Consider the following 25970-nt stretch of genomic DNA (forward strand, 5'->3'; position numbering starts at 1 on the left):
CGATTTCGATTTTCAGGCTTCGCAATCCGCCAATATCGGCTGCAAATGGCCAGGGTCGATCCTGCATTTGGCGAGCAGCGCGCTGGCATAGACGCGCGCCAGGCCTGTGTGCTGCCGGCGCAGATAGTGCGACTGATCGAGCCGCCAGAGCCGCTCGATTTCGCCGGCGAACGCCGGATTGGTGGTGGTGCCATAGCCAGCGCCGGGATAGACGACGATCTCGCCGGCGTAGAGACGATGATCGGTGACCAGGAAGTCGATGCGGATGTAGTCGAGGTTGCCGGCGAGAGCAGGGGAGATCGATACCGCCTGACGGACATAGTCGAGGAGCCGCGCATTGACGGGCACCGCCTGATCCTCGCGGGGATAGTCCGGATCGCGCCCGGGCAATGGATTGGCGTCCCGATCCAAAAGCAGCGAACGCCCCGCAGCCTTATCCTCGACCCAGGCATGCGTTACCACGCCGCCGCAAACATGCACCTTGATGTCGGTTGCGATCCTCGCGCCGGCGAGCGCCAGCCGCTCTTCCACGAAGACGGTGCGAACAATCGGCCAATAGGCCCATTCGCCATCACGGCGGCCATAGCTTGTTCTCAGCCAGCGCCTCGCTTTGGCGACGATGAAGCCGCGATCGGGGTCGCCGCCGGCAACGAAAATGTTCATCGCGCAGCCGTGGTTTGTCTTGACGACGACATCGCCGGCCAGCAGGTCGAGAGGAATGTCCAGGGGATCGCATCCGGACCAGAGCGTCCGTGGCAAGGCAAGTTCGGGGCAGGTGGCGCGGATATGATCTTTGGCCGCGAGCTTGTCGGTCAGTGTTACGAACAAAGGATTGCGGTCGATGATTTTTCGCCAGAGCAACAGCTCGTGATAGGTCTCAGGCGCAGCCGGATTGGGCAGATAGCCCAATTTCCAGACGAACCGCACGACAAGGGCCGGGTGGCGAAGCGTCAGCAGCAGGCGCGTGGCAGCCAGAACGAGACGGTGTCTGGCCGAGATGTTGGCCTTCATAGGGATACCTCTCAGGAAAGTCCCTGTCAGGCCGGCAAGCGGGCCGATCGACCCGATATCATCCCCGTAGCATACATCACCCAGGCCGCATCAAGTCCTGCTTTGGCGAGGCGAGCATGGCGCACAAAAAACCAGCAGAAAGGCAGCCTGGGTGGAGGTCCAAAGCCAGCCTTCCTGCTGGACAAGACGGATACTAAATCTTCTTCGCAACCACCTTCTTGTGATGATGATGATGGTGGTGATGATGGCTGTGATGCCAGTGATGCCAGCGGTGATGATGATGGTGGTGGTGGTGATGCTTCTTGTGCAGTGGTGCCGCATCGGCGCTGCTGGCGCCGATGACCGGCAGCGAGACAGCCAGGGCGAAAGCCAGGCCGAGGGCCGACAGGAGAGACTTCTTCATGACTTCGGTTCCTTTTCAGCGCGGACGCTTTTGAGGACTTGAGCGCCGCAATTGGAACTATCCTCCTGGATTTTTTCGACAGTTTTTCCCGACTGTAGAATTTTGTTTCTGGATCGTGTCCGCGGGACTCCGGGGTTCGACACCTCACATCGGCGGCACGATGCCGTTGTTTCCGACGACGACCCTGGCAGAGGTGAGCGTGCCGTCGCTGCCGCGCTCGGCGGTGAGGAACACCGTCGCACCGGACTTAAGGTCTCCAGGCGCGGCTGGGGCGAAGGTGACGATCGGCGTCGTTTGCGGAATGGCGATCTGCTTCTTCTGGCCATTGTCATAGGTAAGCGTCACCATCCGACCGTCGATGTCGGTGACATCGGCGACGGTGCCGTTGGTCATCCGGCTGTTGGGCTGCAGATCCCACGGGCGGTCGCCTTCGCCGGCGCCTTTCAAGGCGGCGGGAAAAACCACGACCTCCAGCGCGCCGCTGCCGCCATCGGCTTTCGAGACCGACGCGATGCCGAGGAAATCGCCCTGCTTGGTGTCCTGGGCGGATGCCTTGGCGACGCCGGAGATTCTCCACCCCTGTGCCAGCGTGATCGCGTCCATGTTGCCCTCGCGGGTCTTCACCGTCAGCGTCGATCCGGCAAGACCGACCACCGTGCCGCGCACGCGCATGGTGTCCGCCGCCTGCGCCGCAACAAGGCTGGTGCCGGCGAGGCTTGAAATCGTGCCGAGCACGATCGCGAATGTCTTCAAATTCATGGGTTCGGTCCTTTTGCGAAGGGCTGGCCGGGATGGTTGGCTTGCCAGCGACATCAGTTCAACGAACGAGAGGCTCAAAACCGTCGAACAATTCGATGCGCGGCCCTTCAAAAGAACTTGATCGGCAGAAGGCCGGCCCCGTGCGCAAAACGGCCATTCCCGAGTTGGTTCACGATGCCGTGACGCCTCCATTGCCCCTTGGCAAATAGTTAATGAGCAGGCATTCTCCCGCTCCTCAGGCAACACCCATGATTTGATCCAAACTCTTTCAGCCCACGGAGTTGCCAATGCCCCAAAATGCAAAACGCGAACCCCTTTCCGACCTGATGGCGACCGACATTGCGCATGACCACAGCGCGCTGCGTGCCATACGGGAAAGCCGAGGATACAGTTTGGAAGCGCTGTCCCTGACGTGCGGCCTGTCTACCCACGAGATTGCCAACATCGAGAATGGTACGGATCATGATCCGTCGAGGCTTCGGCGCGTCGCCGCGGCGCTTCGACTTCCGGAAAGTGCGCTGATCGATCCAGCAGCGCTGGCGCAACCCTCGGAAAGGAGAGCCGTCTCATAGCAGCGACGGCAAGCGTCTGCGAAACAAGCCCGCCATGGTTTGCCCTGGCGGGCTTTTTTGTGTTCGAGCGGCGTATCTCATTGCCGGCGTTGAAGAGCGGGAAGGTTGCCGCCGGTTGATGGGGGAGCTATCCAGTGAGCCTCAGCCCTCATTTCAAATGGAACAACGGCGACATGAGTCTTGAATCGGTCCGTGCCTTTCTCGCTGCCCGTGCCCCTGACGTCGAGGTCGTGGTGACGCAGGCCAGTTCGGCGACCGTGGCTCTGGCGGCTGAGGCGCATGGCGTGGAACCGGCGCAGATCGCCAAGACGATCTGCTTGCGCGTCGGCGATCAAACGATGCTCGTCGTCGCCAGTGGGATTTCACGGCTGGACAACCGCAAATTCAAGGACCGTTTCGGCGGCAAGGCGCGCATGCTGGACGCCGAGCAGGTCTTCGCGGCCACAAGCCATCCTGTCGGAGGCGTCTGCCCGTTTGGTCTGCCGGCGCCGCTTCCAGTCTATTGCGACGTGTCGCTGCGCGACTTCGACGAGGTGGTGCCAGCCGCAGGTGCAACCAACGCCGCCGTGCGGCTCAACCCGCAGCGCATGGCGCAAATAGTCGACGCCAAGTGGGTCGATGTCTGCCAGTAGGGTGATGGGCGGGACGGATGTTTCGTCCGCGCGTTAGAATCCGGTGCATAACATCCACGCGTCATCCATTAGTCCTTGCTGATGTATATCTCCCAGAGCTAGCGTCTTTCGGGGGCTTTCAGAAGGCGAAATGCTAAAGCGGATCGTAGCGCCGACCAAAACCAGTTCGCGCCAATTCAACTTTCTTGTTCCTGACGATGTCATCGACGCTGTCGCGCGGTACATCGAATGCTCTGCTCCCGGACGCATCATCTCAACGTTTTCGGCAGTTCAGTCAGTGCGGGATAAAGTCTGCGATTGCGAGCTATCGGACGATCAGATCGAGCGCTACGCGGTACTGTTCGCAGCAGACCAGGGCCTTGCGGTGCATTTCGATCGGAGAGGAAGCCAACGGGATCTGTTTTCGAGCCTGGCCAGGAGCCACTGGCGCCTCGTGCCGATCTGGAAAATCAAAAGCGCGGCGGCGTCGACGCACCTGGTTCACAGGTCGCCGTCAGGCGGTTTGAGCGCCTTTCGTTCCGAAAACAACAGGGTGCCTGCGGGTGTCGCGTTGATCCCCGCTATTGGGAGATCGCAGCGATGCCTGCCCAGGACGAAGACTATCGAACCAACAGAGCCGACTATCTGATAGCGGCGGACGGCCGAGCGATCCCGGATGGCGATCGCGATGAGCACCTGGCAAGAAAAAAGAAATCCCTGTGGCTAAGCGATCTTCGATCCGCCAAATTGGCTGCAAATCCTTCGGACAGCTCGCCCGAGCCGAAATCCAGACCGCGCGTCTAGCGACATGGCGCCAGCCAGTTCCACTCTTTTAATTTCCTTTGTTTGCAACGCGCTCCTTGCATCGCAACGACAAAACCCCGCACGTCGCGGGTTTCAAGGGTCGTGACGGCGGAAGACTTGGGGAGCGCAGGATCCGGGACTGGAAGCCGACTTTCGAGCGCAAAAAGTGATCGCGGAAGCATTTCGTAGCCCGCGCCTCCTACCTCAAACTGATAGGGACCAAGGTCTTAGATCTCTTAGGTGCAAAGTCTGATCGAACCTGTTCGGTTCTGGCAATGTCCATTGCACGTTCCGTAGTTTAGCGACTGCGCATAATGGTCATCGCCTCGGGGACCTCCAATCTACCTCATTGGGCCATCTTGCATTCCGGATTCGGCCTTGCACTCCATCGGCTGCGGCCCGCTTCGGGGAAACGCTCAAAGCCCATGGTTGACCAGAGGAGAGGTGACCAGGATTGTTCAAGAAACAAGTGTGTTTCCGCCGTGAAGAGGCTCGCCACCGGTAGGCGGCGGGCCAAATACGAGAGGAGAACGAACTTGGACACCTTGATAGCGCTTGCCGCTCTGGCCGTATCTCTGGTTGCTCTTGGCATGTCCGTCTACTTTTGGAGGCGCCAGTTTCGCCCGATCGTAACGGCTACGGTCAAAACTCACAGCGCCGGGAACAATGGGATCGCCTACAAGCTCGTGGTGCTGAACTCTGGATCAATTCCCGCGACAAATATCCGCCTGATCGTACACGACCAGGCTGGGCTCAAAGCGGCGCTCGGACTGGGTGCCAATGAGGATGACAAAAGGCGATGGCTGGCGTGCTTCAATCAGTCGACGGAAATTCCGCTCCTCCAAAACGGCGACCAGACGTCATGCTCATTTGGGATGACGCACACAGATCCGCGGCAAAGCTTTTGGAAACCGCAGGCGGTGTTTCCAATCCGCATTGAGTATCAGGACTGGTTCGGCGCCAAGTATGACTCGGACCCGCTTAACATGTTGCAGATCGCCGACTCTGACCGCTTCACCGCTGCTCGCCGGTGAAAAAGGAGCCGCCATCAACCCTCGCCACAGCAAAGGAGATCGGCGACAAGGTCCGGATCGAAGAGATCACCCCAACCTTGAAGCGCTGATCGCTATTCTGGATCGCGGAAAGCGCCCGGCGCCCTCCTTTTGACACTTGAACAAACCAGAGGGGCGCCGAGCTTTTTACCGACGACGCTTTGAGGGAAGCGCGCCGAGTGGTAAGTGTACCGTTCTCGCTGGAGTTGTGGGAATACAGCCTTTTGGACGATGGTCCGCAGCGAACGCTGGCGAAGATGGCCGGCGCCGCGAGGGCGCTTGTTGGGGTGCCTTAGGTGGGGGGCGCCGGCCAGGCGGAAAATGGGGTCCGCCGCCAAGATAGGCTAACAGACGGGCCGCAGCTGCATATGGTGTGATCGCGGAAGTCAGGGCCTCGCCGGCAGTGCCAACACCACAACCGCGAGAATAGTCAGCGCAAAAATCGAGCGACGGGCCTGAACCGCCGTCACCACGCCGCCTACGATAGAAACCCGCTTCGGCGGGGTTTTTCATGTACTGGCTACAGGGTGGCTAAATTTTTTATAGCCACCTCTGGGGAAATGACTAAGCCTTTGTTCTAAATGGTCGGAGTGGCCGGATTCGAACCGACGACCCCTTGACCCCCAGTCAAGTGCGCTACCGGGCTGCGCTACACTCCGGACCGGTCGCGATGTATCGTGATAAGCCGTGTCGGGTCAACCGAATTCGGCGGTTTTTCCGCCGGATGGAATTGCCACCGTTTGTGCAGACAGCGCCGCCGGCCGCAACAGCCGCTGGTGACGGTATTCGAGCGCGATGGCGCCCCAGATCAGGCCGAGCAGCAGATAGACGTGGCGCCAGTGGTCGATGTCGATGAAGGTGCCGAGCCCGATATTGCCGATGAAGGCGACATAGGCGCACAACAGATAGGGTTGCCACGGCCGGTCGCGCAGCAGGATGCGGAAGCCGGCAGCGATCGTCCACAAGGTCAGCGACAGGAACGACACGAAGCCGAGCCAGCCATAGTCCATCAGCGTCTTCAGCCAGATGTCGTGGGTGTCTTCGCCAAAGATCGTGCCGAAGACCAGTGGACCGATGCCGAACGGATGTTCCAGCGCCATCTGGAAGCCGATCGTGTAGCGGGCGAAACGGCCGAGGCGAGCCGTATCATAGCTCTGCTCCAGCTGGGCGCGGCTGGAAAACATCTCAGAGACACCCGGCAGCTGCAGGATGACGATCATCGCAATGACCAGCAGCGCGATTGCGGCGATGGTCATGACCACGACACGCAGCCGGAACCTGCCACTGTTGCTCTGCAGGAACAGGCAGCCGGTGAGCAGGACCGCCGAGACGGCGAACATGCCCCAGGCGCCGCGCGAGAACGAGAAGAAGATACCGGCGGTGATGATCAGCAGCGGCACCGCCAAGAGCGGCATGCGCGCGATCGACCCGGTCAAAATGAGATAGAGCAGATAGATGCCGGGTAGCACCAGGAACGGCCCGAACACATTCGGATCCTGAAAAGCGCCCTGGGCGCGGTCGTATCTGGTGAAGATATCGGCGCCGGGGAAAGCGTGGAAATAGCCGGCAATACCGAGCAGCGAGGTCACTACCGCGGAGACGACATAGGCGATGAAGATCAGCCGGTAGAGGCCGGGCTGCACCGCCGTCACCGAGGCGAAGAACACCGCGGTGAATGCGAGGAACAGCGACACCGCGAGATAGAGCGGTGTGTTGGCCAGCTCCGACATCTGCGTCATAGCGATCATGCCGCCGATGTTCATCGTCAGCAGCAGCACCAGCAGCGGCACTGCCGCGCGCGAGATGCGTAGGCCAAACAGGGCCCACACGCCGATCAGCCCGACCATGTAGAGATCGTAGGGCGCCGGCTCGTCGATGACGAAACCGGAGAGAAAGACGCCGAGGAAAACCGCGCTCGACGCAATCAGCGCGATCAGCTTGGCGTTAACCGCCGCAGGCGGCAACGTGTTGGCCGCGGCCGGCGACACCTCATGCGTGATGGCGCTCAATATGCGTTTTCCGTGTTGAGCAGCCGCACCGGCGTTAACAACAGGATGCGCAGATCGAACAGCAGCGACCAGTTCTCGATGTAGTAGAGGTCGTACTCCGTCCGCATGCGGATCTTTTCGTTGGTGTCCATCTCGCCGCGCCAGCCATTGATCTGCGCCCAGCCGGTGACGCCGGGCTTGACCTTGTGGCGGGCGAAATAGCCGTCGACCACCTCATTGTAGAGAAGGTTGTGCGACTGTGCGGCAATCGCGTGCGGGCGCGGACCGACCAGCGACAGCGAGCCGAGCAGCGAGTTGAAGAACTGCGGCAGCTCGTCGATCGAGCTCTTGCGGATGAAGCGGCCGACGCGGGTGACGCGCGGATCGTTCTTGGTCACCGTCTGCTTGGCGGTCGGGTCCGAGCGGTCGGTATACATCGAGCGGAATTTGTAGACCTCGATGATCTCGTTGTTGAAGCCATGCCGCTTCTGCCGAAACAGCACCGGTCCCTTGCTGTCGAGCTTGATGGCGATGGCCGTGGCCAGCATGACCGGCGAGAACAGGACGATGCCGATGATCGAGAAGATGATGTCGAAGGCGCGCTTGGCAACCGAATCCCAGTCGTTGATCGGCCTGTCGAAGATGTCGAGCATCGGCACCGAGCCGATATAGGAATAGGCGCGCGGGCGAAACTGCAGTGCGTTCGAATGCGCCGACAGCCGGATATCGACCGGCAGCACCCACAGCTTCTTCAACAGCTGCAGCACACGCGATTCGGCGGTGAGCGGCAGCGACACGATCAGCATGTCGATGCGCGCGATGCGAGCGAACTCGATCAGCTCGGAAATATTGCCGAGCTTGGGATAGCCGGCAACGATGGGCGGCGAGCGCTTGTCGTCGCGGTCGTCGAAGATGCCGCAGATGCGGATGTCGTTGTAGGGCTGCTTTTCGACCGAGCGGATCAGCTGCTCCGCTGCCTTGCCGCCACCGACGATGACGGCGCGGCGCTCCATGCGCCCGTTGCGCGCCCAGCTGCGGATCAGCTTCGACATCACCAGCCTGAGGCCGAAGATCAGCACGAAACCGACGACGAACCAGGCGCCGAAGAGCAGGCGCGAATAGTCCTCCGACATCTTGAAGGTGAACGCCGTCAGCGCCATCAGCGCATAGGTGCCGGCCCAGACCACCAGGATGCGGCCGAAATTGGCGACCGGCCGCATCAAGGCGACGATCTGGTAGCAGTCGCTGACATCGAGCAGCACCACGGCGACGAACGAGGCGGCGGCGATGGTCAGCGGATATTGCCAGGCGAGATAGTTGAAGAAGCCGACATAGTGGAAATAGAGCAAGAGTCCGGACGCGAACAGCAGGGCGAATTCGACCAGGCGCAAGACGCCGCTGACCATGATCGGCGACATCGTATCGCGCCGGTATTGCGAAGCGACCTGGCGGGCGACGTCGTTCAGGCTGCCGGGCGCATCACCTTCAGCAGGACTGTCGAATTTGCGCACCGCGTCGGCAGAAAAGCGGCGCGTGGGGTCGATCTCGTTCATGGAACTTCCCGCGGGATTCACTCAACTGCATAGCAAAAGAGAGCTAAGAAAGCCTTGAAGCAACAGGTGGCTTTGGAAAGGGTTTGGCGCCCGAGGGCTGTGAAGCAGGGTTTAGCGCCCGAGGGCGGCGAAGTAGGCTTTTTCGATCTCGGCCGCCATGACGTCGGCGCCGAAGCGCGCCTTGAGGTCGATGGTGCCGGGCATCAGGCTGATGTAGGCGCCGAGATCGGCCAGCGCCTCGCTCACTCTGTCGCCAAGCTCGCGCGGATCGGGCCGGATCAGGGCAGGTGAGTCGGCGCCGAAGATTTCCGGTATGCCGCCGACGGCGGTGGCGATCATCGGCTTGCCGGCGGCCAGCGTCTCCAGCACGATATAGGGCATGGCTTCCGCGCGGGATGGCACGATGACCACCTCCGCCAGCGTAAAGGCATCCCTTGCCGGCATCGGCGGCAGGAAGCGGACATCGCCGTCGAGCCCGAGCCGTTTCACCTGTGCATGGTAGCGCGGCAGGTCGTCGCCATCGCCGACCATCACGGCGCTCAAGCGGCGGCCAAGCTTGGTTGCGGCCAGCACCAGCGCGTCAATGAAAATGTCTGGTCCTTTGAGGTCGCGCATCATGCCGATGTAAAGCAGGTCGGCGGCGTCCGACGCTGTGTCGACCGGCTCGAACTCGGCGGCGCGCAGGCCGTTATAGACCAGCCTGTTGGGGATCGGCGGCTCGCCGACTTTCCGGCGATAGGTCCGCCTCTCATAGTCGGAGACAAACAGCAGGCAGTCGGTGAAGCGGCCCATGAAGCGTTCGAGGGCGAAGAACAGCTTTCCCGTGGCCGTGGTTTCGTCATAGTGGAGAGAGCCGCCATGCGGCGAATAAAGGCGGGCTACGCGAGACCTTGATACCCGCAACAATGAGCCGAACAAACGGGCATAGGCGCCACCCTTGGCGCCGTGCCCGTGAAGCACGTCCGGCCGCAATTCCTTGATGATTCTGTAAGTGCGCCAGGCCGAGGCGAGATCGCCCGGCCCGACATGGCGCTGCATCGGCGTGCGATGGATGCCGAGCGCCAGGCTGCCTTTCATCTGGTCGAACAGGTGTTCCTCGAAATCGCCGCCCGTCGTCGAATCGCAGACGATACCGACGGAATGACCGGCGGCGACCTGCGCCTCGGTCAGATCGCGCACATGCCGGAAAATCCCTCCGACGGGTGAGCGAAAACAGTGGACGATCCTGAGCGTGTCCGCCACGTGGTCTAGAACAGGCGTTCGCGGACGTAGACGGTGTCGCCGGGCAGCAGCGGGTCGGAGGTGACCACGCGCCCGGTCATCACCTTGCCGTTGATGTCGCGGGTGATGTCGACGCTCTCCTGATTGGCGCGCGGCGAGAAGCCGCCGGCAATGGCGATTGCCTTCTGCACCGTCAGGCCCGGCACGTAGGAATACTGGCCCGCTGCACTCACTTCGCCCATGACGAAGATCGGCCGGTAGCGGTCGATCTCGACCGACACATCGGGGTCGCGCAGATAGCCCTGGCGCAACTTGTCGGCGATCTCTTTCTCCAGCTGCACCGCCGTGTGGCCACGTGCCGGCACGGCACCGACCAGCGGGAAGGAGAGGTAGCCGGACTGGTCGACGCTATAGGTGTTGGTCAATCCCTCCTGCTCGAACACGGTGACGCGGATACGGTCGCCGGCGCCGAGGCGATAAGGCTGTTCGAGCACTTCGTGGAACGCCGCCGGCGTCGGCCGGTAGCTGGAGCAGCCGGCAAGCATCGACACGGCAAGCAGAGCGCGAAGGAGGGAAGCAGTGCTTTTCATGACCGGACACGAACCTTCATCACTCTGGCCGCCAGGACATCGCGGCAAACCTTAAGGGATCCGGGTTCGTTATCATCCCGTTAGGGTTAATGGCCGGTAAAGGGGCGCGGCCGATGGGGCGGCAATCGATAGAAACCGCCTCGTTTTCCAGTCTTTGTTTGCCGCCTGCGAGCCAAACCCCAACAGCTGCTTACAGCGTTCTTAACGGCTGAGTTACCATAGTTGTTTACGGTGCAATCTAGACTCAGTACCGGAGCAGGAATGCATGTCCGTTCAGTCCGCGGCCGCAGATGTCGATGTCGATCTCAGGCAGCTCTTCGCAAGTCTTGCGAGGAACTGGCTGCGTATTCTTGTGGTCGCGCTCATCGTCACCGGTCTCGCCTTCGCCTTCGCATGGCTTGCCACGCCGCATTACAAGGCGACGACCCAGCTGAAAATCCAGCCGAGCGAATCGACCTATACCCGGCCTGCCGGCACCAATGAAGACGACAAACCTGTGCTCGACCCGGAAGGCGTGGCAACCGAGGTCCAGGTCATTTCCTCGTCCGACATTCTCAATAAGGTGGCTGAGGATCTGAATCTGGGCGACCGGCCCGAGTTCAACGATGCGCTCGACATGTCGCCTGTGAGCCAGCTTCTGGTCATTGCCGGGCTGAGGAGTGATCCGGCAGAAATTCCGCTCAAAGAGCGCATGCTGAAGAAGATGCGCGACAAGCTCAATGTTTATGGCGTGGAAAAGACGCGCGCCATCGCCGTTGAATTTTCCTCCGAAGATCGCAAGCTTGCCGCCGACGTTCCGAACGCCATCGCAGCCGCCTACATCGCCTACCAGGCGAAGGTGAAGACCGATTCGAATTCCGCCGCCACCGCTTTCCTGGGGCCGCAAATCGATGAGCTGCAGAGACAGGTGAGGGATGCCGAGGCCAAGGTCGCCGCCTTCCGGGGCCAGTCGGACCTCTTGATGGGGGGCAACAATTCGGTGCTGGCGACACAGCAATTGTCCGAACTGTCGAGCGAACTGTCGCGCGCCCGCGCCAACCGCGCCTCGGCCGAGGCGACTGCCGAAAGGGTGCGCCAGGCCTTGCAGGACGGCAGTTCGCTGGACGCCGTGCCCGAGGTGTTGTCTTCCGAGCTGATCCAGCGACTGCGTGAGCGCCAGATCGAGCTGAGGACCAACATTGCCGATCTGTCCACCACTCTGCTCGACAACCATCCGCGCATCCGGGCGCTGAAGTCGCAACTTGCCGATCTCGACGGCCAGATCCGCAACGAGACGCAAAAAGTGATGCGCGGATTGCTGGCCCGGGCGCAGACAGCCCAGGCCAGTGAAAGCCAGCTGATATCGGACGTCAATGTGCTGAAGGCCGCATCGATCCGCGCCGGCGAGGAACAGGTCCAGCTGGATGCCCTGCAGCGCGAAGCGAGCGCCCGGCGCCAGCAGCTCGAATCCTATATGGCCAGCTTCCGCGAAGTGTCCTCGCGCAAGAACTATCTGCCCGTCGATGCCAGTGTGTTTTCCCCAGCGCAAATCCCGTCCGAACCCTACTTCCCGAAGGTCGTCCCGATCGTCGGCGCGGCCTTTGTCGGTTCGCTGCTGCTGATGGCGATCGTGACGCTGCTCCAGGAATTGTTCTCGGGTCGCGCCATGCGCCCGGCCCCAGGCGCCCCTTTTGAGAACATCGAGCAGGTTGCGATGCCGGCTGCCCGCCGGGAGCCGGCGATTGTCGAGATGGCGGAACAGGACGAGCAACCGGTTTTGGCTGAAACCGCTGCGGAGCCGGCAGCGGCCGTCGCGGCGGAAACGACCGCCGGGAAGGCCGGACCTGTGCGCTCGAGCCTCGGCGAGGTCGATGTCGAGAAGGCAGCCGAAAAGCTGATCGCCAGCGGCGCGGCCCGCGCCATATTCGTGTCGCCCGAAGGCGACGAAGCGGCTGCCTCGGCGGTGCTGGTGGCGCGCGAAGTCTCCGACGCCGGGCTGCGCGTGCTGCTGCTCGATCTCACCGCATCGGGTGCTGCCTCGCGGCCGATGCTCGACAGTGGGCTTTTCCCGGGCATCACCAATCTGCTCGCCTCCGAGGCGCAGTTCAGCGACGTCATCCATCCCGATCTCTATTCGGACTGCCACGTCATTCCCGTCGGCATCGCCGACCCGGTTCGCGCCATGCGCGCCGCCGACCGGTTGCCGATCATCATGCAGTCGCTGACCACCGCCTACGATCTGGTCATCGTCGAATGCGGCCCCACCGACGCACAAGGCATTAGCCGCCTGGTGGGCGAGGGTACCGAGGTCTTCCTCTCCATGCTGGAGCCCGCTGACGAGGTTGCGCAGGCAGCGGTCAAGCTGATCGAGAACGGCTATCCCGAACTGACGCTGGTGACGCCGATTGGCCACGAGACGCCGGGAACGCCGGTGCCGGGCGGCGGTGGTCGTCGGCCTGAGGCCGACATGCTGAGGCAGATGGCAATCGGCTAGTTGTCGTCTTCGCTAGCAACAGGCGCAGCCTGTCCGGCCGCCTTGCGGCGCAGCATCTTGGTCAGCCTCCAGATCGTCGGGCTGTTCTTGATGAAGGTTTTCAGCCGCGCGCCCTGCTGCAGGACCAGCGCCAGCGCACGGCCTTTCAAGGTCAGGGGGACCAGCACCTCGAAATGCTGGGTCTCGATATCGCACCACAACCGCTTGTAGGGTTCGTCGCCGACCGAGAAATCATAGACGCCGAAGCCTGTTTCGCAGGCCTCCTGGATGTTGTCGAAGAACAGGAAGTCGCCGGGGCTGGTGTGGCCGAGATCGTCCTCGGCGATCGCCCCGAATTCGCAGATCAGCCGTTTGCCCGAGCGGCTCGATCCGGTGATGGCGCGCAGCTTGCCGGCGACCTCGAGCCCATGCAGCACGAAGGCTGGGTCTTTCTCTTGAAGCGCTTCCACGAACAGCGCCCGGAAGAAGGAGCGCACTGGCGCATCGCCAAAGACATTGGCGATGCCCATCTTGCGGAAGCGGAATTCCTTCATCTCGAAGAAGGCGTCGAGCAGCCGGTTCACCTCGTCGGCCGTGCCGGCTTCGACGCGGCGGTAGCCGCCGACCGCTTCGAACTTGCGCGTCTGCGAACGGTGCTTCTTGCGCTTGCGCTTGCCGCTGGCGCGCGACAGCAAGGCATCGAAACCGCCTGCAAGGTCGACGGCGAGCGACAGATTGGGGCTCGGAAAATGCGGGAAAGCGGCAAGCGGATTGGCAACGCCGTCGAAGTTCGGCAACAGCCGTTCCAGCGCGATCAGGTCGATGTCGGGCCGGCTCTTGCCGATTGCCGCCAGCATCGAGCGAATAGCCGAACCGTCCGGCTTGGCCAGCCAACTTGGATCGGCGGCGGCGAAATTGCCATTGGCATGGCGGCCGGCCATGAAGCGGGCGACCCGAAACGGACCCGTGCGGGTAACCTCCAGCGCCAGCGCAAAGACCGGCCTGTCCTCGAAGCTCAGTGTTGCCACGACAGTGTCCGGGCCGGCCTGTGCCGTCCAGTTTCGGATCCACGAGGCGCTCTGCGCCGGAGCGAACAAGGCTGAACGGTTGAATTCGCTATAGGCCGCAAGGGCTGCGCCGTCGACGATCGAAACCGACAGGCCGGTCTGGTCGACCGGCACCGCGCTCGGCGAGGCCTCAGCTGCCGCAAGCCGATTGCCATCAAATGACGCGGTGGCGTCAACCATACCTCAATCCTTAGGGCGTATTCATCGCGATTTGGGGGTTCGCATAGGCGCGTTCCGTGCTTGGATGAGCCTAGGCGCAAAAGGTGAATGAATGATCGACGGAGGCGAGGCAATCCGGAAACTGGCGCTCAATGTCGCCCGCTATACCGGCCTTGCACCGCTGGCCAAGCCGTTCGTCGGCGGCATCGGCGCCATCCTCATGCTGCACCGGGTGACCGCGACGCCGGAGAAGCCGAACGGCGTCAACCGGCATCTCAACATCGCGCCCGACTTCCTCGACGCCGTGATCGCCGACATGAAGGCGAGAGGCTACGCCTTCGTCACGCTTGACGAGGCGATCGAGCGCATCAAGGCCGGCGGCAAGGGCGGCCAGTTTGCCACCATCACCGCCGACGACGCCTATCGCGACAACATGACCGAGGCGCTGCCGGTGCTGGAAAAGCATGGCGCGCCGATCACCATCTATGTCGCGCCGGGGCTGATCAACGGCGCCGCTGACCTGTGGTGGGACGTGGTCGAGGACATCGTCAACGCGCGCGATCGCTTGACGCTGCCGACGCCGGACGGCCCGGTGATCATCGATTGCTCGACCGCGGGCAAGAAGCTCCAGGCCAATGCGCACCTGCACAACTATCTGACGCTGGAGATCCGCGAGGAGGACCAGCGCGCAGTGTTGCGCGATCTTGCGGGCGCCAACGGCATCGAGCTAGACGGGCTGCGCTCGAGCACGCTGATGAACTGGGATGATATCCGCACCATGGCCGCGCATCCGCTGGTGACGATCGGCGCGCATACGGTCAACCACCGCAATCTGAAGCGGCTTTCCGAAGCCGATGCCCGCCATGAGATCGGCGACGTCAGGCGTATCTTGCAGGCGGAACTGGGCGAGGAGCCGCGCCATCTCGCCTATCCCTATGGCTATGCCAGTGCCGTCGGCTGCCGCGAAGTGGGTTTTGCCCGCGATGCCGGCTATGCCTCGGCAGTGACGACGCGGCACGGCGTGCTGCGCGCCGAGCATTCAGGCTTCCTGCAGGCGTTGCCGCGCATTTCGGTCAATGGCCGCTATCAGAGCGTCGCCCATATCCGCACCATGCTGTCGGGGGTAACGACGCCGCTGGCCAATGCCGGCAAAATGGTGGTGACCGTCTAGGCTGTGTCGATATTCAGGTGATGCCGGCCTGCAAATAGCTGACACCTGCGCTTCCGGTGCTCACGTACTTTGAGTACGCTCCGCTCCGGTTCTCGGCATCAGCCATTTTCGGCTCGGCCTGACCTGAATCTCAACACACCCTAATCCCAGCTCTTCAGCCTTTCGGCCGCGGCTCCAGGATCAGCCATTTGATGATGCCCATTGCCGGCAGTATCCAGAGCAGGCCGCTCAGCAGGAAGAACAGGAAATGCGCCAGCGGTCCCGACTGCGACAGCTGCGCCACCGCCACGATCGACGCGACAAGCGCGTAGATGATGACCAGCGCCACCAGCAGAAACGTTCCGATCAGCTTTTTCAGGCGAATGGGCATTGTCCGGCCTCTTGCAAGCGCCCTCGAATAAGCCCTGGGACGGCGGTGCGCAACCCGCGACAGGCGGCGCGACGGCGTGCCGCGCCGTCCGGTCTTGTCAGCCGGGTTGCGATGGTTCACCAATCCGCGACTTCAAACCGTTGGAACAAGCCCATGGCTGCCATACCAGCTGCCGCGCCTTACGAGGCCCACGACCGCGATCTTCGCAACCGGGCGCAGGTGCGCGGCTGGCTCTATGTCGTGCTCCTGGTGCTGGTCGCGCTGGTGCTGGTGGGCGGCGCCACCAGGCTCACCGAATCCGGCCTGTCGATCACGGAGTGGCAGCCGATCCACGGCGTCGTCCCACCGCTCAACGACGCCGAGTGGCAGGAGGAATTCCAGCGCTATCAGCAGATCCCGCAATATGCCGAGCTCAACAAGGGCATGAGCATCGAGGCGTTCAAGACGATCTTCTGGTGGGAATGGGCACACCGCATCCTGGCGCGCAGCGTCGGCCTGGTCTTTGCCTTGCCGCTGCTGTTCTTCTGGGCGACGCGCCGTATCGAGCGCGGCCTTGGCCCGAAACTGCTAGGCATTCTCTCGCTCGGCGGCCTGCAGGGCGCCATCGGCTGGTGGATGGTGGCATCAGGTCTGGTCGACCGTGTCTCCGTCAGCCAGTACCGGCTGGCGACGCACCTGACGCTTGCGGCATTGATCTTCACCGCGACCATGGTGGTCGCGCGTGGACTCGCCCCGCATTCGGAGCCCGCCGCCGACCGCTCGACGCAACGCCTGGCCGGCTTTCTCGTGCTGCTGGCGCTGATCCAGATCTATCTCGGCGGTCTCGTTGCCGGGCTCGATGCGGGCCTGAGCTACAACACCTGGCCGCTGATGGACGGCAAGATCGTGCCAAGCGACCTGCTGCTGCTCGAACCGGCTTGGCGCAATTTCTTCGAGAATCCGAAGACCGTGCAGTTCGTCCATCGGCTCGGCGCCTACACGCTTTTCGCCGTGGCGCTCTGGCACATCATCGCCACGCGCTGGCGTCTGCCTGCCACGACGCATGCCCGCCGCGCCACGCTGCTCTTTCTGCTGGTGCTGGTGCAAGCCTCGATCGGCATCGGCACGTTGCTGATGCATGTGCCGTTGCACATGGCGCTGACGCATCAGGGCTTTGCGCTGGTGGTGCTCGGCTTTGCCGCCGCGCACTGGCGCGGCACCAAGGGTGCTTATCCCTTGCCAAGCCGGATTGCCGTCAGAGGCTGACGGCGATCATTCAGGCTGGTTGGCGCGCCGACCGCCTTAGAAGCTGAGCCGCACCTTTCGGATCGCTTCGGCAACCGACAGCTCGCGGTTCTCGTCGGTCGCATTGTCGTCCTCGTGGTGCCATGCCGCCGACAGGCAGCCATAGGCGATGGCATGGTCGAGTATGGCAGCCGGCGTCTGGCCGAGCGTCACGGCAAAGACTTCGGCCATATGCGCGATCCGCTTCGGGTCCAGGCAGAGATCGTCGCGCTCGAGCGGGTTGTAGAGCATGTTCGCCGCGTCGAAACCAGGGTCGCCGAGCACGCCCTTCGGGTCGATCGCCAGCCAGCCGCGCGCACCGTGCAGGATGTTGTCGTGGTGCAGGTCGCCATGCAGCGGCTTGAGCGAATGCGGAGCATCGAGCAGCCGGTCTGCTATTCGAGCGGCCTCGACATAGAGGGTCGGCTCCCCGGCGTCGCGATCGGTCTTGGCCTTTTTGAACAGGCTGGCAAACCGCGTCCGCAGCGGTTGCAGGTCCGGCGGGGCAGGGTGTTTTGATGGTGAGAACAGTCTTGCCATCACCTCGGCCGCGATTGCGGTGGCGACGTTGTCGCCTTGTTCGTCAAGGACATGCGACAGCATCGTGTCACCGGCATATTCGAGCAGCATGCGGTGCCCGTCGCGGCCAAGCAATCGCACCGCGCCTTCACCGCGCCGCCAGGCCAGAAAATGCTCGCCGCGCAACTCGTCCTCGACATCGTCAAAGGGCTTTAGCGCCTTGACGATCGCCGGTGAGCCATCGGCGCGCAAAACCTTCCAGATGCGGCTGGAAAAGGTTTCAGCAATGAGTTCGGGCGCGCTGACCTGCCAGCGCGTTGGAAATGCCGGTGCGTCCATCAGAGCAATTCCAAAAAAAGTGTGAGCGGTTTTTCCGGGAAAAGCGCGTAGCGCTTTCCCTTGGGAATTGCTCCAAACAAAGAGATAGAGCGGTTCGCCGTTTCCACGAAACGGTGAAACGCTCTAGAGGCCGAGCATCAGGTCCATGTTCTGCACGGCCGCACCCGAGGCGCCTTTGCCGAGATTGTCGTAGACGGCAATCAGCAGCGCCTGCGCCCTATCGTCATTGGCGAAGACATGGACCTTCATGCGGTTGGTGCCGTTGTAGATCTCGGGATTGATCTCGGCCAAGCGCTCCATATGCGCGTAGGGCGCGACCTCGACGACGCCGCCTTTGATGGCCGCGAAATGGTCGGCGATCGCTGTATGCAGCTCGGCGCCGGTCGGCACATGATCGAGGCCGCCGAGTTGCAGCGGCACCACCGTGATCATGCCTTGCGCGAAATTGCCGACCGCCGGCTGCATGATCGGATCATGCGAGAGTTTCGCATAGGTCCTCAGCTCCGGCACATGCTTGTGCTGCAGGGTCAGCCCGTAGGGCAGGAACTCCGAGGCGTCCTCGCCCTTGGCGACATACTCTTCGATCATCGGTCGGCCGCCGCCCGAATAGCCCGAAATGCCGTTGACGGTGATTGGGAAATCCGGCGGCAGCAGCCCGGCCGCCACCAGCGGGCGCAGCGTCGCGATCGGCCCTTGCGGCCAACAGCCGGGATTGGCGACACGCTTCGCGGTGGCGATCTTCTTCGCCTGGTCCTTGTCCATTTCGGCAAAGCCGTATGCCCAGCCTTCGGCGACGCGATACGCCGTCGAGGCGTCGATCACCTTGGTGGTTTCGTTGGTGATCAGCGAAACACTCTCTTTGGAGGCTGCGTCCGGAAGGCACAGGATTGCGACATCGGCGGCATTGAGAAACTCGGCGCGCGCCGCGGTTTCCTTGCGGCGCTCGGTCGGGATCGAGATGATCTCGAGGTCGCCGCGCTCTGCAAGCAGCGCCCTGATCTGCAGACCGGTGGTGCCGTGCTCGCCGTCGATGAAGATTTTCGGTTTCATTGCCTGTCCAAATTCCCTGCTACTTCAAAACTATATGCCGCTTGCCTGATTTACTGCAGCATGATTGCCGTTGCCCATCTCTCCGAGCCGGGCCTTTCGCTCGGCCAGCAGGCCGAGATACTGCATGGCCACCATCGAACCGGCGATCGCCGTTATATCGGCATGGTCATAGGCCGGTGCAACCTCGACGACGTCGGCACCGACAATGTCGACCTGACCGAGCTGGCGCAATGTCGACAGGATCTTCGCCGACGACGGTCCGCCGGCGACAGGCGTGCCGGTGCCCGGCGCGAAGGCCGGGTCAAGGCAGTCGATGTCGAAGGTGAGATAGGTCTTCTTGCCGCCGGTGCGATCGACAATGGCGTAGGCGATGTCGGACGCCCGCATCTCCTCGATTTCATGGCCATAGAGGATCTTGATGCCGAATGTATCGGGCGCGTGGGTGCGGATGCCGATCTGGATCGAGCGGTCGGGGTCGATAATGCCTTCGTTGACGGCGCGGCCGACGAACGAACCATGGTCGATGCGCTTGCCATCGTCCGGCCAGGTATCCTGGTGCGCGTCGAACTGCACCAGCGCCAGCGGACCGTGGATGGCGGCATGCGCCTTGAGCAGCGGCCAGGTGACGAAATGGTCGCCGCCCAGCGTCAGCAGGAAGGCGCCGGATTTCAGAATCTTTGCCGCCTCGCGCTCGATCGTCCCTGGCGTCTTCTGGTGGTTGCCTGAGTCGAGCAGGCAGTCGCCATAGTCGACCACCGCGAGCTGTTCGAACAGATCGCGCGAAAACGGATATTGCGGGTCGTTGTCGAGGATGGCCGAAGCACGGCGGATCGCCTGCGGTCCGAACCGGGCGCCGGGCCGGTTGGTGACGGCAGCGTCGAAAGGAATGCCCCACACCACCGCGTCCGCGCCCTTCGCGTCCTTCGTGTATTTGCGCCGCATGAACGACAGCGCGCCGGCATAGGTCGGCTCGAAGGCAGCGCCCGTTTTGGAGCGGGCGGTGAAGGCGTGGTCGATGTTCTGGTTGGCCATGAAGCGATCTCCTATGCGTCGACGCGCACCTTATTGGACATAATTTTCAGAAATGCGACCCCTCCGACAACCCATGGCCGCTCGAGCCGGTCACAAATTCTTGCGTGCCAAGCGAACTGCAGTGCTGGCACGCAAATTGCGGTAGCAAGCCATGAAGACAACCGAAAGCAAGCATCCGTCCCGTCGTGGGACGGAATCGGCGGGGAACGGAACAGCTATGGGCGCGCCAGCGTTGCGGACTTCCGCCCGATCGCCGAATGTGGCGCGACCGGCACCAATCCGGTTCGAAGCGCTGGACAGCTGGCGCGGCCTCGCCGCGATCATGGTGGTGCTGTTCCACGCGCAGATCGTCAGCAACATTCGCCTCATCGGCATCGTCCGCTCGGGCGAGGCCTTCGTCGACCTGTTCTTCGTGCTGTCTGGCTTCGTCATCGCCCATGCCTATCTCGACAGGCTTTCCACCCCTCGGGACATGGGCCGGTTTTTTCTCTTGCGGCTGGGCAGGCTTTATCCGCTGCACATGTTCATGCTCGCGCTCTTCCTGCTGTTCGAGATCGGTAAAAGCTTCCTGCCGGGACTGGTCAACGCGTCCGATCCCTCGTTCTCCGGCACCAACGACCTCTCCTATCTCGCCAGCAACGCGCTGCTGCTTCAGGCTTTCTGGCCCGCGGATTCGCTGAGCTGGAACACGCCGTCATGGAGCATTTCGGCCGAATATCTGGCCTATGTCCTGTTTGCGGTCGCGGTCCTGACACAGCGCAAGCGAGTCGTTTTGTGGCTTGTCCTCGCCATGATCGCTGCACCACTCTTGCTTTGGCAGGCCTCGGCGCAAGGCATGGCCTCGGCATCGGGAACCGGCTTCCTGCGCGCCATCTACGGCTTTTCCATCGGCGCGCTTTTGTACGTGCTCTCCTTCCGCCAGATGCTGTTGCAGCATGCCGCGTCTTCAGGCAGCCGGACCGGCTCCTTGCGCTGGACCGCGATCGAGCTGGCGGTGACGGTATTGGCGGTTGTGGTCGCCTGGAAGACGCATGCGACCCCGCTGAGCTACGGCTTGCCCTTTGTTTTCGCCCTGCTCGTTTGGGTTTTCGCCCGGGAGAGGGGGATGGTCAGTCGCCTGCTGCGCCTGCGCCCCTTCCTTTTGGTCGGCACGCTGTCTTATTCGATCTACATGATCCACCTGTTCATCCAGTTGCGGCTGCTGAACGTGGCCCGGCTGGTGGATATCGTTGCCGGAATGTCCTTCATCCGCCAGGTCGGCCACACCGACCGTTATGGCGACGGCATCGATCTCGGCAGCCTGTTTGCCGGCGATCTGCTGGTTGTCGCCATGGTGGCGGTTACCATCGCGGCCAGCTACATCACCTATCGGCTGATCGAGCAGCCCGGCCAGCGCCTCTTCCGTCATCTCGCCGATCGTCTGTTTGGGCCGGTCGGCCATCAGGTCGACAAACGGCCCCTCCAGCCAGCATTGACCTGACCTTCCCCCGCTTTTCGAAGCCGGCTTCGTTCACCCGCCTGTCACGGGCATCGCCTATCCCCGGTTCGATCCGGCAAGGAGCGATTCTCGATGCGGACCATTTGGCTAAGCCTTTTGCTTTCAACCACGCTGGCGGTCTCCGTCGGCCAGGCCTTGGCGGGCGAAACCCGCGCAAGGCAAATCCTCGACCGCTTCGAGCACGCCAACCAGTGGCGCGACCATGTGTTGGTGGCCGCGCATCGCGCTGGCGGCATGCAGGCAGGCAAGACGCTCTATCCGGAAAATTCGATCGCCGCTGTCGAGGCATCGATCACCATGGGCGCCGAAATCGTCGAGGTCGACATAAGGCGCTCGAAGGACGGCCAGCTCGTCGTCATGCATGACAGCTGGCTCGACCGCACGACGACCTGCAAGGGCGAGGTGGTCCAGCATACGCTGGCCGAGCTCAAAACATGCCGGCTGGTGATTGAAGGCACCGGCGTTGCCACCAATGAGACGGTTTCGACGCTGCGCGACATGCTGATGGCGACCAGGGACAGAATCCTCATCAACCTCGACAACAAGCTCGCTGTCGGCGACCTCTCGGACATGATCGCGGTTGCCCGCGACCTCGGCATGGCCGAACAGGTGATCGTCAAGGAGACCTGTGGAACCAAGAGAGGATCGCCACGGTCAAAGCGGCCATGGATGCGATCGGCGGCGGCTTCCAGTTCATGCCTATCATCGCCGACGATGCCGTTCACGACGCCGCTTTTGCCGAGACCGTCAGCCACGCCTTCCAGTTACACGCCATCGAGCTGATCAACTGGCGCGCCGGCGCGGAAACACTGACCGAGACCGGTGGGCCGCTGTTCAGCCCGCATATGCGGGCGGAGGCTGCGCGGGGCGATTGGCACATCTGGGCCGACACCTACGCCATCGTCAACAAGCCGGGCGGCTTCCTGGCCGGCGGCCGTGGCGACGAACTGGCCGTCCAGGCCAGCCTGCCGCGCGAAGCCTGGGGGTTCTGGGTCGATCGTGGCGCCACCATCATCCAGACCGATGAGCCGAAAGCGGCGATCGGCTGGCTGGCGGAGAATGGGTTTCGGGTGCCTTACGCCGGCGAGGCCGAGCCGGCGCACACGGCGAGCATAAATTAGAGCGGGTGCTGACGCTGCCAATCTCCCCCCTTGTGGGGGAGATGCCCGGCAGGGCAGAGGGGGGCGCTGTCCCGCCAGCTTGTCAGTTGATTTGCATTAATTGAAATTGCTTTGGGTGTGTTTGTCGGCGTGCTTTGACAAGCGAAGGTAGCGATCCTTCGCGCCCCTCTCTGGCCTGCCGGCCATCTCCCCCACGAGGGGGGAGATTGGCTGGTCTCACGCAGCCTTCGCCACGCCATCCAGTTCATCGAGCACGTCCACCGATAGCTCCAGCTCCTCCGCCGCCAGGTTCTCCCGCAAATGCTCGACCGACGAGGTGCCGGGAATCAAAAGGATGTTGGGCGCGCGGCGCAGCAGCCAGGCCAGCGCCACCTGCAATGGCGTGGCGCCGAGGCGCGCGGCGACACCCGACAAGGTCGACGACTGCAGCGGGCTGAAGCCACCCAGCGGGAAGAACGGCGTGTAGGCGATCCCGTCGCGCGCCAACTCGTCGATCAACGCGTCATCCTGCCTGTGCGCCAGATTGTAGTGGTTCTGCACGCAGACGATCTCGGCGATACGGCGACCCTCCTCGACCTGCGCGGGGGTGACGTTGCTCAGGCCGATATGGCGCACGAGGCCCTTGCGCTGCAATTCGGCAAGCGCTGTCAGCTGCGCCTCGATCGAACCCTCGGACGGCCCCATCGTTCCGAACATGATTCTGAGATTGACGACGTCCAGCACCTCAAGTCCGAGATTGCTGAGGTTGTCGTGCACGGCCTGCTCAAGATCCTTGGCCGAATAGGCCGGCAGCCAGGAGGCATCGCTGCCGCGCCGTGCTCCGATCTTGGTGACGATGACGAGATCTTCACGGTAAGGCGCCAGCGCTTCGCGGATGAGCAGATTGGTGACATGCGGACCATAATAGTCTGAGGTGTCGATGTGGTTGACCCCGGACGCCACCGCCTCGCGCAACACGGCAATGGCTGCGTCATGGTCCTTCGGCGGACCGAAAACGTGGGGCCCGGCAAGTTGCATGGCGCCATAGCCGAGCCGCTTCACGGTGTGGCTGCCGAGGGTGAATGTGCCGGATTTTTGGACAGTGGACATGGTCGATCTCCTTTGAGGAGGCGAAGATAGACGCTGCTCAACCTCGGGATAATCAGGTACAATCCACACAGCCTGTGCGGAATTGCGAACAATGATAGACCTTGGTGATCTGAACGCCTTCGTGGCCGTGGCGCGCGCCGGCGGCTTTCGCGACGGCGCCCGCGCCAGTGGCGCCAGCGCCTCCGGCTTGAGCGAAGCGGTGCGTCGCCTTGAGGCGAAGCTCGGTGTCAGGCTGTTCAACCGCACGACGCGCAGCGTTGTCCCGACCGAGGCGGGCCTCAGCCTGCTGGGGCGGCTCGGCCCGGCGCTGACGGAGGTGGAGGCGGCCCTCGACGTTGTCAACGGCTTCCGCGATCGGCCGGCAGGCTCGTTGCGCCTCAATGTGCCGGTCAGCGCCGCGCGGCTCATATTGCCCGACATCATTCCGGGCTTCCTCGCCGCTTATCCGGGCATCCGGCTCGAGGTGATCGCCGATGAGAACTTCGTCGACGTTCTGGCGGCCGGCTGCGATGCCGGCATCCGCTACGACGAGCGCCTGGAACAGGACATGATCGCGGTGCCGATCGGACCGCGCGTGCAGCATTTCGCCACTGCTGCCAGCCCTGCCTATCTGGATCTCCATGGGCGGCCGCAACATCCGAGCGACCTGCTTGGCCATTCCTGCCTGCGCGGCCGCTTTGCCAGCGGTGCGATGCTGCCGTGGGAGTTTGAGCGCGACGGCGAAGTCGTGCGGGTCGACACGACGGGGCCGTTGATCGTGCGGATCGGCGGCGCGAGCGATCTTGCCGTCCATGCGGCGATCGCCGGCAGCGGCATCATCGCTCTCTTCGAAGGTTGGCTTCGCCCGCATTTCGCCAGCGGTGCGCTGGAGCCGGTGCTCGAGCCGTGGTGGCAGAGTTTTCCCGGACCGTTCCTCTATTATCCCGGTCGCCGCCTGGTGCCGGCGCCGCTGCGCGCCTTCATCGATTACATCAAGGCCGGCAAGTCCTGAGACCTGAACCTCAGCCAGCGCCATCACCCCACCCGGCGCTGCGCGCCGACCTCCCCATCAAGGGGAGGTGGGGCGCTAGGTTCTGGACCGCCCGCCGCGACCCCGATCGTCTCGACATTGCACTGGCACGGCGAAAACACGCGACCTTCTACCTCCCCTTGATGGGGAGGTCGCGCCGCAGGCGCGGGTGGGGTGACTGCCGAGCCGTAAACAAAAAGGCCGCCCGGAGGCGGCCTTTTCGACTGTCTGGAACATCGTAGCGCTTAGCGCTTCGAGAACTGGAACGAGCGACGGGCCTTCGCCTTGCCGTACTTCTTGCGCTCGACGACGCGGCTGTCGCGGGTCAGGAAGCCACCCTTCTTGAGCACGGCGCGCAGCGTCGGCTCGTAATAGGTCAGCGCCTTGGAGATGCCGTGACGCACGGCGCCCGCCTGGCCGGAGAGGCCGCCGCCGACAACGGTGGCGACGATGTCGTACTGGCCGGCGCGGTTGGAAGCGATGATCGGCTGGTTGAGGATCATCTGCAGAACCGGACGCGCGAAATAGGTCGCGAATTCCTTGTCGTTGACGATGATCTTGCCCGAACCCGGCTTCACCCAGACGCGGGCGATGGCGTTCTTGCGCTTGCCGGTGGCATAGGCGCGGCCCGACTTGTCGAGCTTCTGGACATGGACGGGGGCTGCCGGCTGGGTGTTGGTGTTGCCGGTGGCGGCGCCCAATTCTGCGAGCGAGGAAAGCTCAGCCATCTTATGCAACCTTCTTGTTCTTGGCGTTCAGCGCGCCGACGTCGAGGGTGACGGGCTGCTGGGCGACATGCGGATGTTCCGTGCCTGCATAGACGCGGAGGTTCTTCATCTGGCGACGGCCGAGCGGGCCGCGCGGGATCATGCGTTCGACGGCCTTTTCGACGACACGCTCGGGGAAGCGGCCCTCGAGCAGCTGGCGCGCGGTGCGCTCCTTGATGCCGCCGGGGTGTCCGGTGTGCCAGTAATAGACCTTGTCGGTGAATTTCTTGCCGGTGAACACCACCTTGTCGGCATTGATGACGATGACATTGTCACCATCGTCGACATGCGGGGTGAAGGTGGGCTTGTGCTTGCCGCGAAGATGATTGGCGATGACAGTGGCGAGACGACCAACGACGAGACCCTCGGCGTCGATCAACACCCACTTCTTCACCACATCCGCAGGCTTCTGCGAAAAGGTTGTCATGGATTTCTGCTTTCGGTTCGGACCTTCCGGAGAAGGCGTTTCTTGTTGCTTGGATTGGCGACTACCGCCAATA

At 62.7% G+C, this 25970-nt stretch carries 24 protein-coding genes, 1 tRNA gene and 1 pseudogene; 10 read left to right on the forward strand and 16 right to left on the reverse strand.

Annotated features, from left to right (window positions below; translation table 11 throughout):
• Window positions 1–12 precede the first annotated feature (12 nt).
• The 3 genes from AC1DX6_RS22235 to AC1DX6_RS22245 form a co-directional block, all read right to left on the reverse strand.
• Window positions 13–1011 (reverse strand): ATP-grasp fold amidoligase family protein, encoded by a 999-nt coding sequence (locus AC1DX6_RS22235; protein WP_477317297.1) that lies wholly within the window; start codon window positions 1009–1011, stop codon window positions 13–15.
• A 193-nt stretch (window positions 1012–1204) separates the two neighbouring features.
• The gene (locus tag AC1DX6_RS22240; RefSeq protein ID WP_477317299.1) at window positions 1205–1414 is read right to left on the reverse strand and encodes a hypothetical protein; all 210 of its coding nucleotides are present in this window, start codon (window positions 1412–1414) and stop codon (window positions 1205–1207) included.
• 144 nt (window positions 1415–1558) lie between these two features.
• Window positions 1559–2173, reverse strand: a complete 615-nt coding sequence (locus AC1DX6_RS22245) for a hypothetical protein (protein ID WP_477317301.1) — start codon at window positions 2171–2173, stop codon at window positions 1559–1561.
• A gap of 287 nt (window positions 2174–2460) precedes the next feature.
• On the opposite strand from AC1DX6_RS22245, the gene AC1DX6_RS22250 reads away from it, so the two are divergent.
• From AC1DX6_RS22250 to AC1DX6_RS22265, 4 genes are all read left to right on the forward strand, one after another.
• Window positions 2461–2745 carry a helix-turn-helix domain-containing protein gene (locus tag AC1DX6_RS22250; RefSeq protein ID WP_477317303.1) on the forward strand — a complete coding sequence of 95 codons (285 nt, stop codon included), beginning with the start codon at window positions 2461–2463 and terminating at the stop codon, window positions 2743–2745.
• Between the two features lie 173 nt (window positions 2746–2918).
• Window positions 2919–3377 (forward strand): YbaK/EbsC family protein, encoded by a 459-nt coding sequence (locus AC1DX6_RS22255; protein ID WP_477317305.1) that lies wholly within the window; start codon window positions 2919–2921, stop codon window positions 3375–3377.
• A 579-nt stretch (window positions 3378–3956) separates the two neighbouring features.
• Window positions 3957–4160, forward strand: coding sequence for a hypothetical protein (locus AC1DX6_RS22260; protein WP_477317307.1), 204 nt, complete (start codon window positions 3957–3959; stop codon window positions 4158–4160).
• Window positions 4161–4696: 536 nt separating this feature from the next.
• Complete coding sequence (locus AC1DX6_RS22265; protein ID WP_477317309.1) at window positions 4697–5194, forward strand: hypothetical protein; 498 nt, start codon at window positions 4697–4699, stop codon at window positions 5192–5194.
• Between the two features lie 600 nt (window positions 5195–5794).
• Here the strand turns inward: AC1DX6_RS22265 and AC1DX6_RS22270 are convergent.
• The 5 genes from AC1DX6_RS22270 to AC1DX6_RS22290 all read right to left on the reverse strand — a co-directional run bounded on the left by AC1DX6_RS22270 (window position 5795) and on the right by AC1DX6_RS22290 (window position 10564).
• Window positions 5795–5871, reverse strand: a tRNA-Pro gene (locus AC1DX6_RS22270).
• Window positions 5872–5907: 36 nt separating this feature from the next.
• Complete coding sequence (locus tag AC1DX6_RS22275) at window positions 5908–7221, reverse strand: O-antigen ligase family protein (protein WP_477317311.1); 1314 nt, start codon at window positions 7219–7221, stop codon at window positions 5908–5910.
• Entirely contained in the window at window positions 7218–8753 is a 1536-nt protein-coding gene (locus AC1DX6_RS22280) for an undecaprenyl-phosphate glucose phosphotransferase (RefSeq protein WP_477317313.1), read from the reverse strand. Before AC1DX6_RS22280 ends, AC1DX6_RS22275 begins: the two co-directional genes overlap by 4 nt.
• A 111-nt stretch (window positions 8754–8864) precedes the next feature.
• A complete protein-coding gene (locus AC1DX6_RS22285) occupies window positions 8865–9995 on the reverse strand; it encodes a glycosyltransferase (protein ID WP_477317315.1) in 1131 nt (376 codons plus the stop codon).
• Between the two features lie 5 nt (window positions 9996–10000).
• Window positions 10001–10564, reverse strand: a complete 564-nt coding sequence (locus tag AC1DX6_RS22290; protein WP_477317317.1) for a polysaccharide biosynthesis/export family protein — start codon at window positions 10562–10564, stop codon at window positions 10001–10003.
• A 265-nt stretch (window positions 10565–10829) separates the two neighbouring features.
• Between AC1DX6_RS22290 and AC1DX6_RS22295 the strand changes: the two genes are divergently transcribed.
• Window positions 10830–13037 carry a GumC family protein gene (locus tag AC1DX6_RS22295; protein ID WP_477317319.1) on the forward strand — a complete coding sequence of 736 codons (2208 nt, stop codon included), beginning with the start codon at window positions 10830–10832 and terminating at the stop codon, window positions 13035–13037.
• On the opposite strand, the gene AC1DX6_RS22300 is transcribed toward AC1DX6_RS22295, so the two are convergent.
• Window positions 13034–14263 carry a GNAT family N-acetyltransferase gene (locus AC1DX6_RS22300; protein WP_477317321.1) on the reverse strand — a complete coding sequence of 410 codons (1230 nt, stop codon included), beginning with the start codon at window positions 14261–14263 and terminating at the stop codon, window positions 13034–13036. The two genes, AC1DX6_RS22295 and AC1DX6_RS22300, sit on opposite strands and share 4 nt — an antisense overlap.
• A gap of 91 nt (window positions 14264–14354) precedes the next feature.
• Between AC1DX6_RS22300 and AC1DX6_RS22305 the strand changes: the two genes are divergently transcribed.
• The gene (locus AC1DX6_RS22305; RefSeq protein ID WP_477317323.1) at window positions 14355–15413 is read left to right on the forward strand and encodes a polysaccharide deacetylase family protein; all 1059 of its coding nucleotides are present in this window, start codon (window positions 14355–14357) and stop codon (window positions 15411–15413) included.
• A gap of 154 nt (window positions 15414–15567) precedes the next feature.
• On the opposite strand, the gene AC1DX6_RS22310 is transcribed toward AC1DX6_RS22305, so the two are convergent.
• On the reverse strand, window positions 15568–15783 hold the full coding sequence (locus tag AC1DX6_RS22310; RefSeq protein ID WP_477317325.1) for a DUF2842 domain-containing protein: 216 nt from the start codon (window positions 15781–15783) through the stop codon (window positions 15568–15570).
• A 153-nt stretch (window positions 15784–15936) separates the two neighbouring features.
• On the opposite strand from AC1DX6_RS22310, the gene AC1DX6_RS22315 reads away from it, so the two are divergent.
• On the forward strand, window positions 15937–17028 hold the full coding sequence (locus AC1DX6_RS22315; protein ID WP_477317327.1) for a COX15/CtaA family protein: 1092 nt from the start codon (window positions 15937–15939) through the stop codon (window positions 17026–17028).
• A 36-nt stretch (window positions 17029–17064) separates the two neighbouring features.
• Here AC1DX6_RS22315 and AC1DX6_RS22320 read toward each other — a convergent pair whose 3' ends face one another.
• From AC1DX6_RS22320 to speB, 3 genes are all read right to left on the reverse strand, one after another.
• Complete coding sequence (locus AC1DX6_RS22320) at window positions 17065–17907, reverse strand: aminoglycoside phosphotransferase family protein (RefSeq protein WP_477317743.1); 843 nt, start codon at window positions 17905–17907, stop codon at window positions 17065–17067.
• Window positions 17908–18027: 120 nt separating this feature from the next.
• On the reverse strand, window positions 18028–18954 hold the full coding sequence (gene argC, locus AC1DX6_RS22325) for an N-acetyl-gamma-glutamyl-phosphate reductase (protein ID WP_477317329.1): 927 nt from the start codon (window positions 18952–18954) through the stop codon (window positions 18028–18030).
• Between the two features lie 30 nt (window positions 18955–18984).
• Entirely contained in the window at window positions 18985–19986 is a 1002-nt protein-coding gene (speB, locus tag AC1DX6_RS22330; RefSeq protein ID WP_477317331.1) for an agmatinase, read from the reverse strand.
• A 259-nt stretch (window positions 19987–20245) separates the two neighbouring features.
• Between speB and AC1DX6_RS22335 the strand changes: the two genes are divergently transcribed.
• Together AC1DX6_RS22335 and AC1DX6_RS22340 are read left to right on the forward strand one after the other, a co-directional pair.
• The gene (locus tag AC1DX6_RS22335) at window positions 20246–21466 is read left to right on the forward strand and encodes an acyltransferase family protein (protein WP_477317333.1); all 1221 of its coding nucleotides are present in this window, start codon (window positions 20246–20248) and stop codon (window positions 21464–21466) included.
• Between the two features lie 90 nt (window positions 21467–21556).
• Window positions 21557–22605 (forward strand): annotated as a pseudogene (locus AC1DX6_RS22340) (glycerophosphodiester phosphodiesterase family protein).
• A 216-nt stretch (window positions 22606–22821) separates the two neighbouring features.
• Here the strand turns inward: AC1DX6_RS22340 and AC1DX6_RS22345 are convergent.
• Window positions 22822–23694 carry an aldo/keto reductase family oxidoreductase gene (locus AC1DX6_RS22345; RefSeq protein WP_477317335.1) on the reverse strand — a complete coding sequence of 291 codons (873 nt, stop codon included), beginning with the start codon at window positions 23692–23694 and terminating at the stop codon, window positions 22822–22824.
• A gap of 91 nt (window positions 23695–23785) precedes the next feature.
• Between AC1DX6_RS22345 and AC1DX6_RS22350 the strand changes: the two genes are divergently transcribed.
• A complete protein-coding gene (locus AC1DX6_RS22350; protein ID WP_477317337.1) occupies window positions 23786–24685 on the forward strand; it encodes a LysR family transcriptional regulator in 900 nt (299 codons plus the stop codon).
• Window positions 24686–24948: 263 nt separating this feature from the next.
• Here the strand turns inward: AC1DX6_RS22350 and rpsI are convergent, their stop codons facing one another.
• A complete protein-coding gene (gene rpsI, locus AC1DX6_RS22355; protein WP_023810272.1) occupies window positions 24949–25431 on the reverse strand; it encodes a 30S ribosomal protein S9 in 483 nt (160 codons plus the stop codon).
• A 1-nt stretch (window position 25432) separates the two neighbouring features.
• Window positions 25433–25897, reverse strand: coding sequence for a 50S ribosomal protein L13 (rplM, locus tag AC1DX6_RS22360; RefSeq protein WP_477242871.1), 465 nt, complete (start codon window positions 25895–25897; stop codon window positions 25433–25435).
• Window positions 25898–25970: the final 73 nt, after the last annotated feature.

Source organism: Mesorhizobium sp. P2_C4 (genome assembly GCF_056404575.1).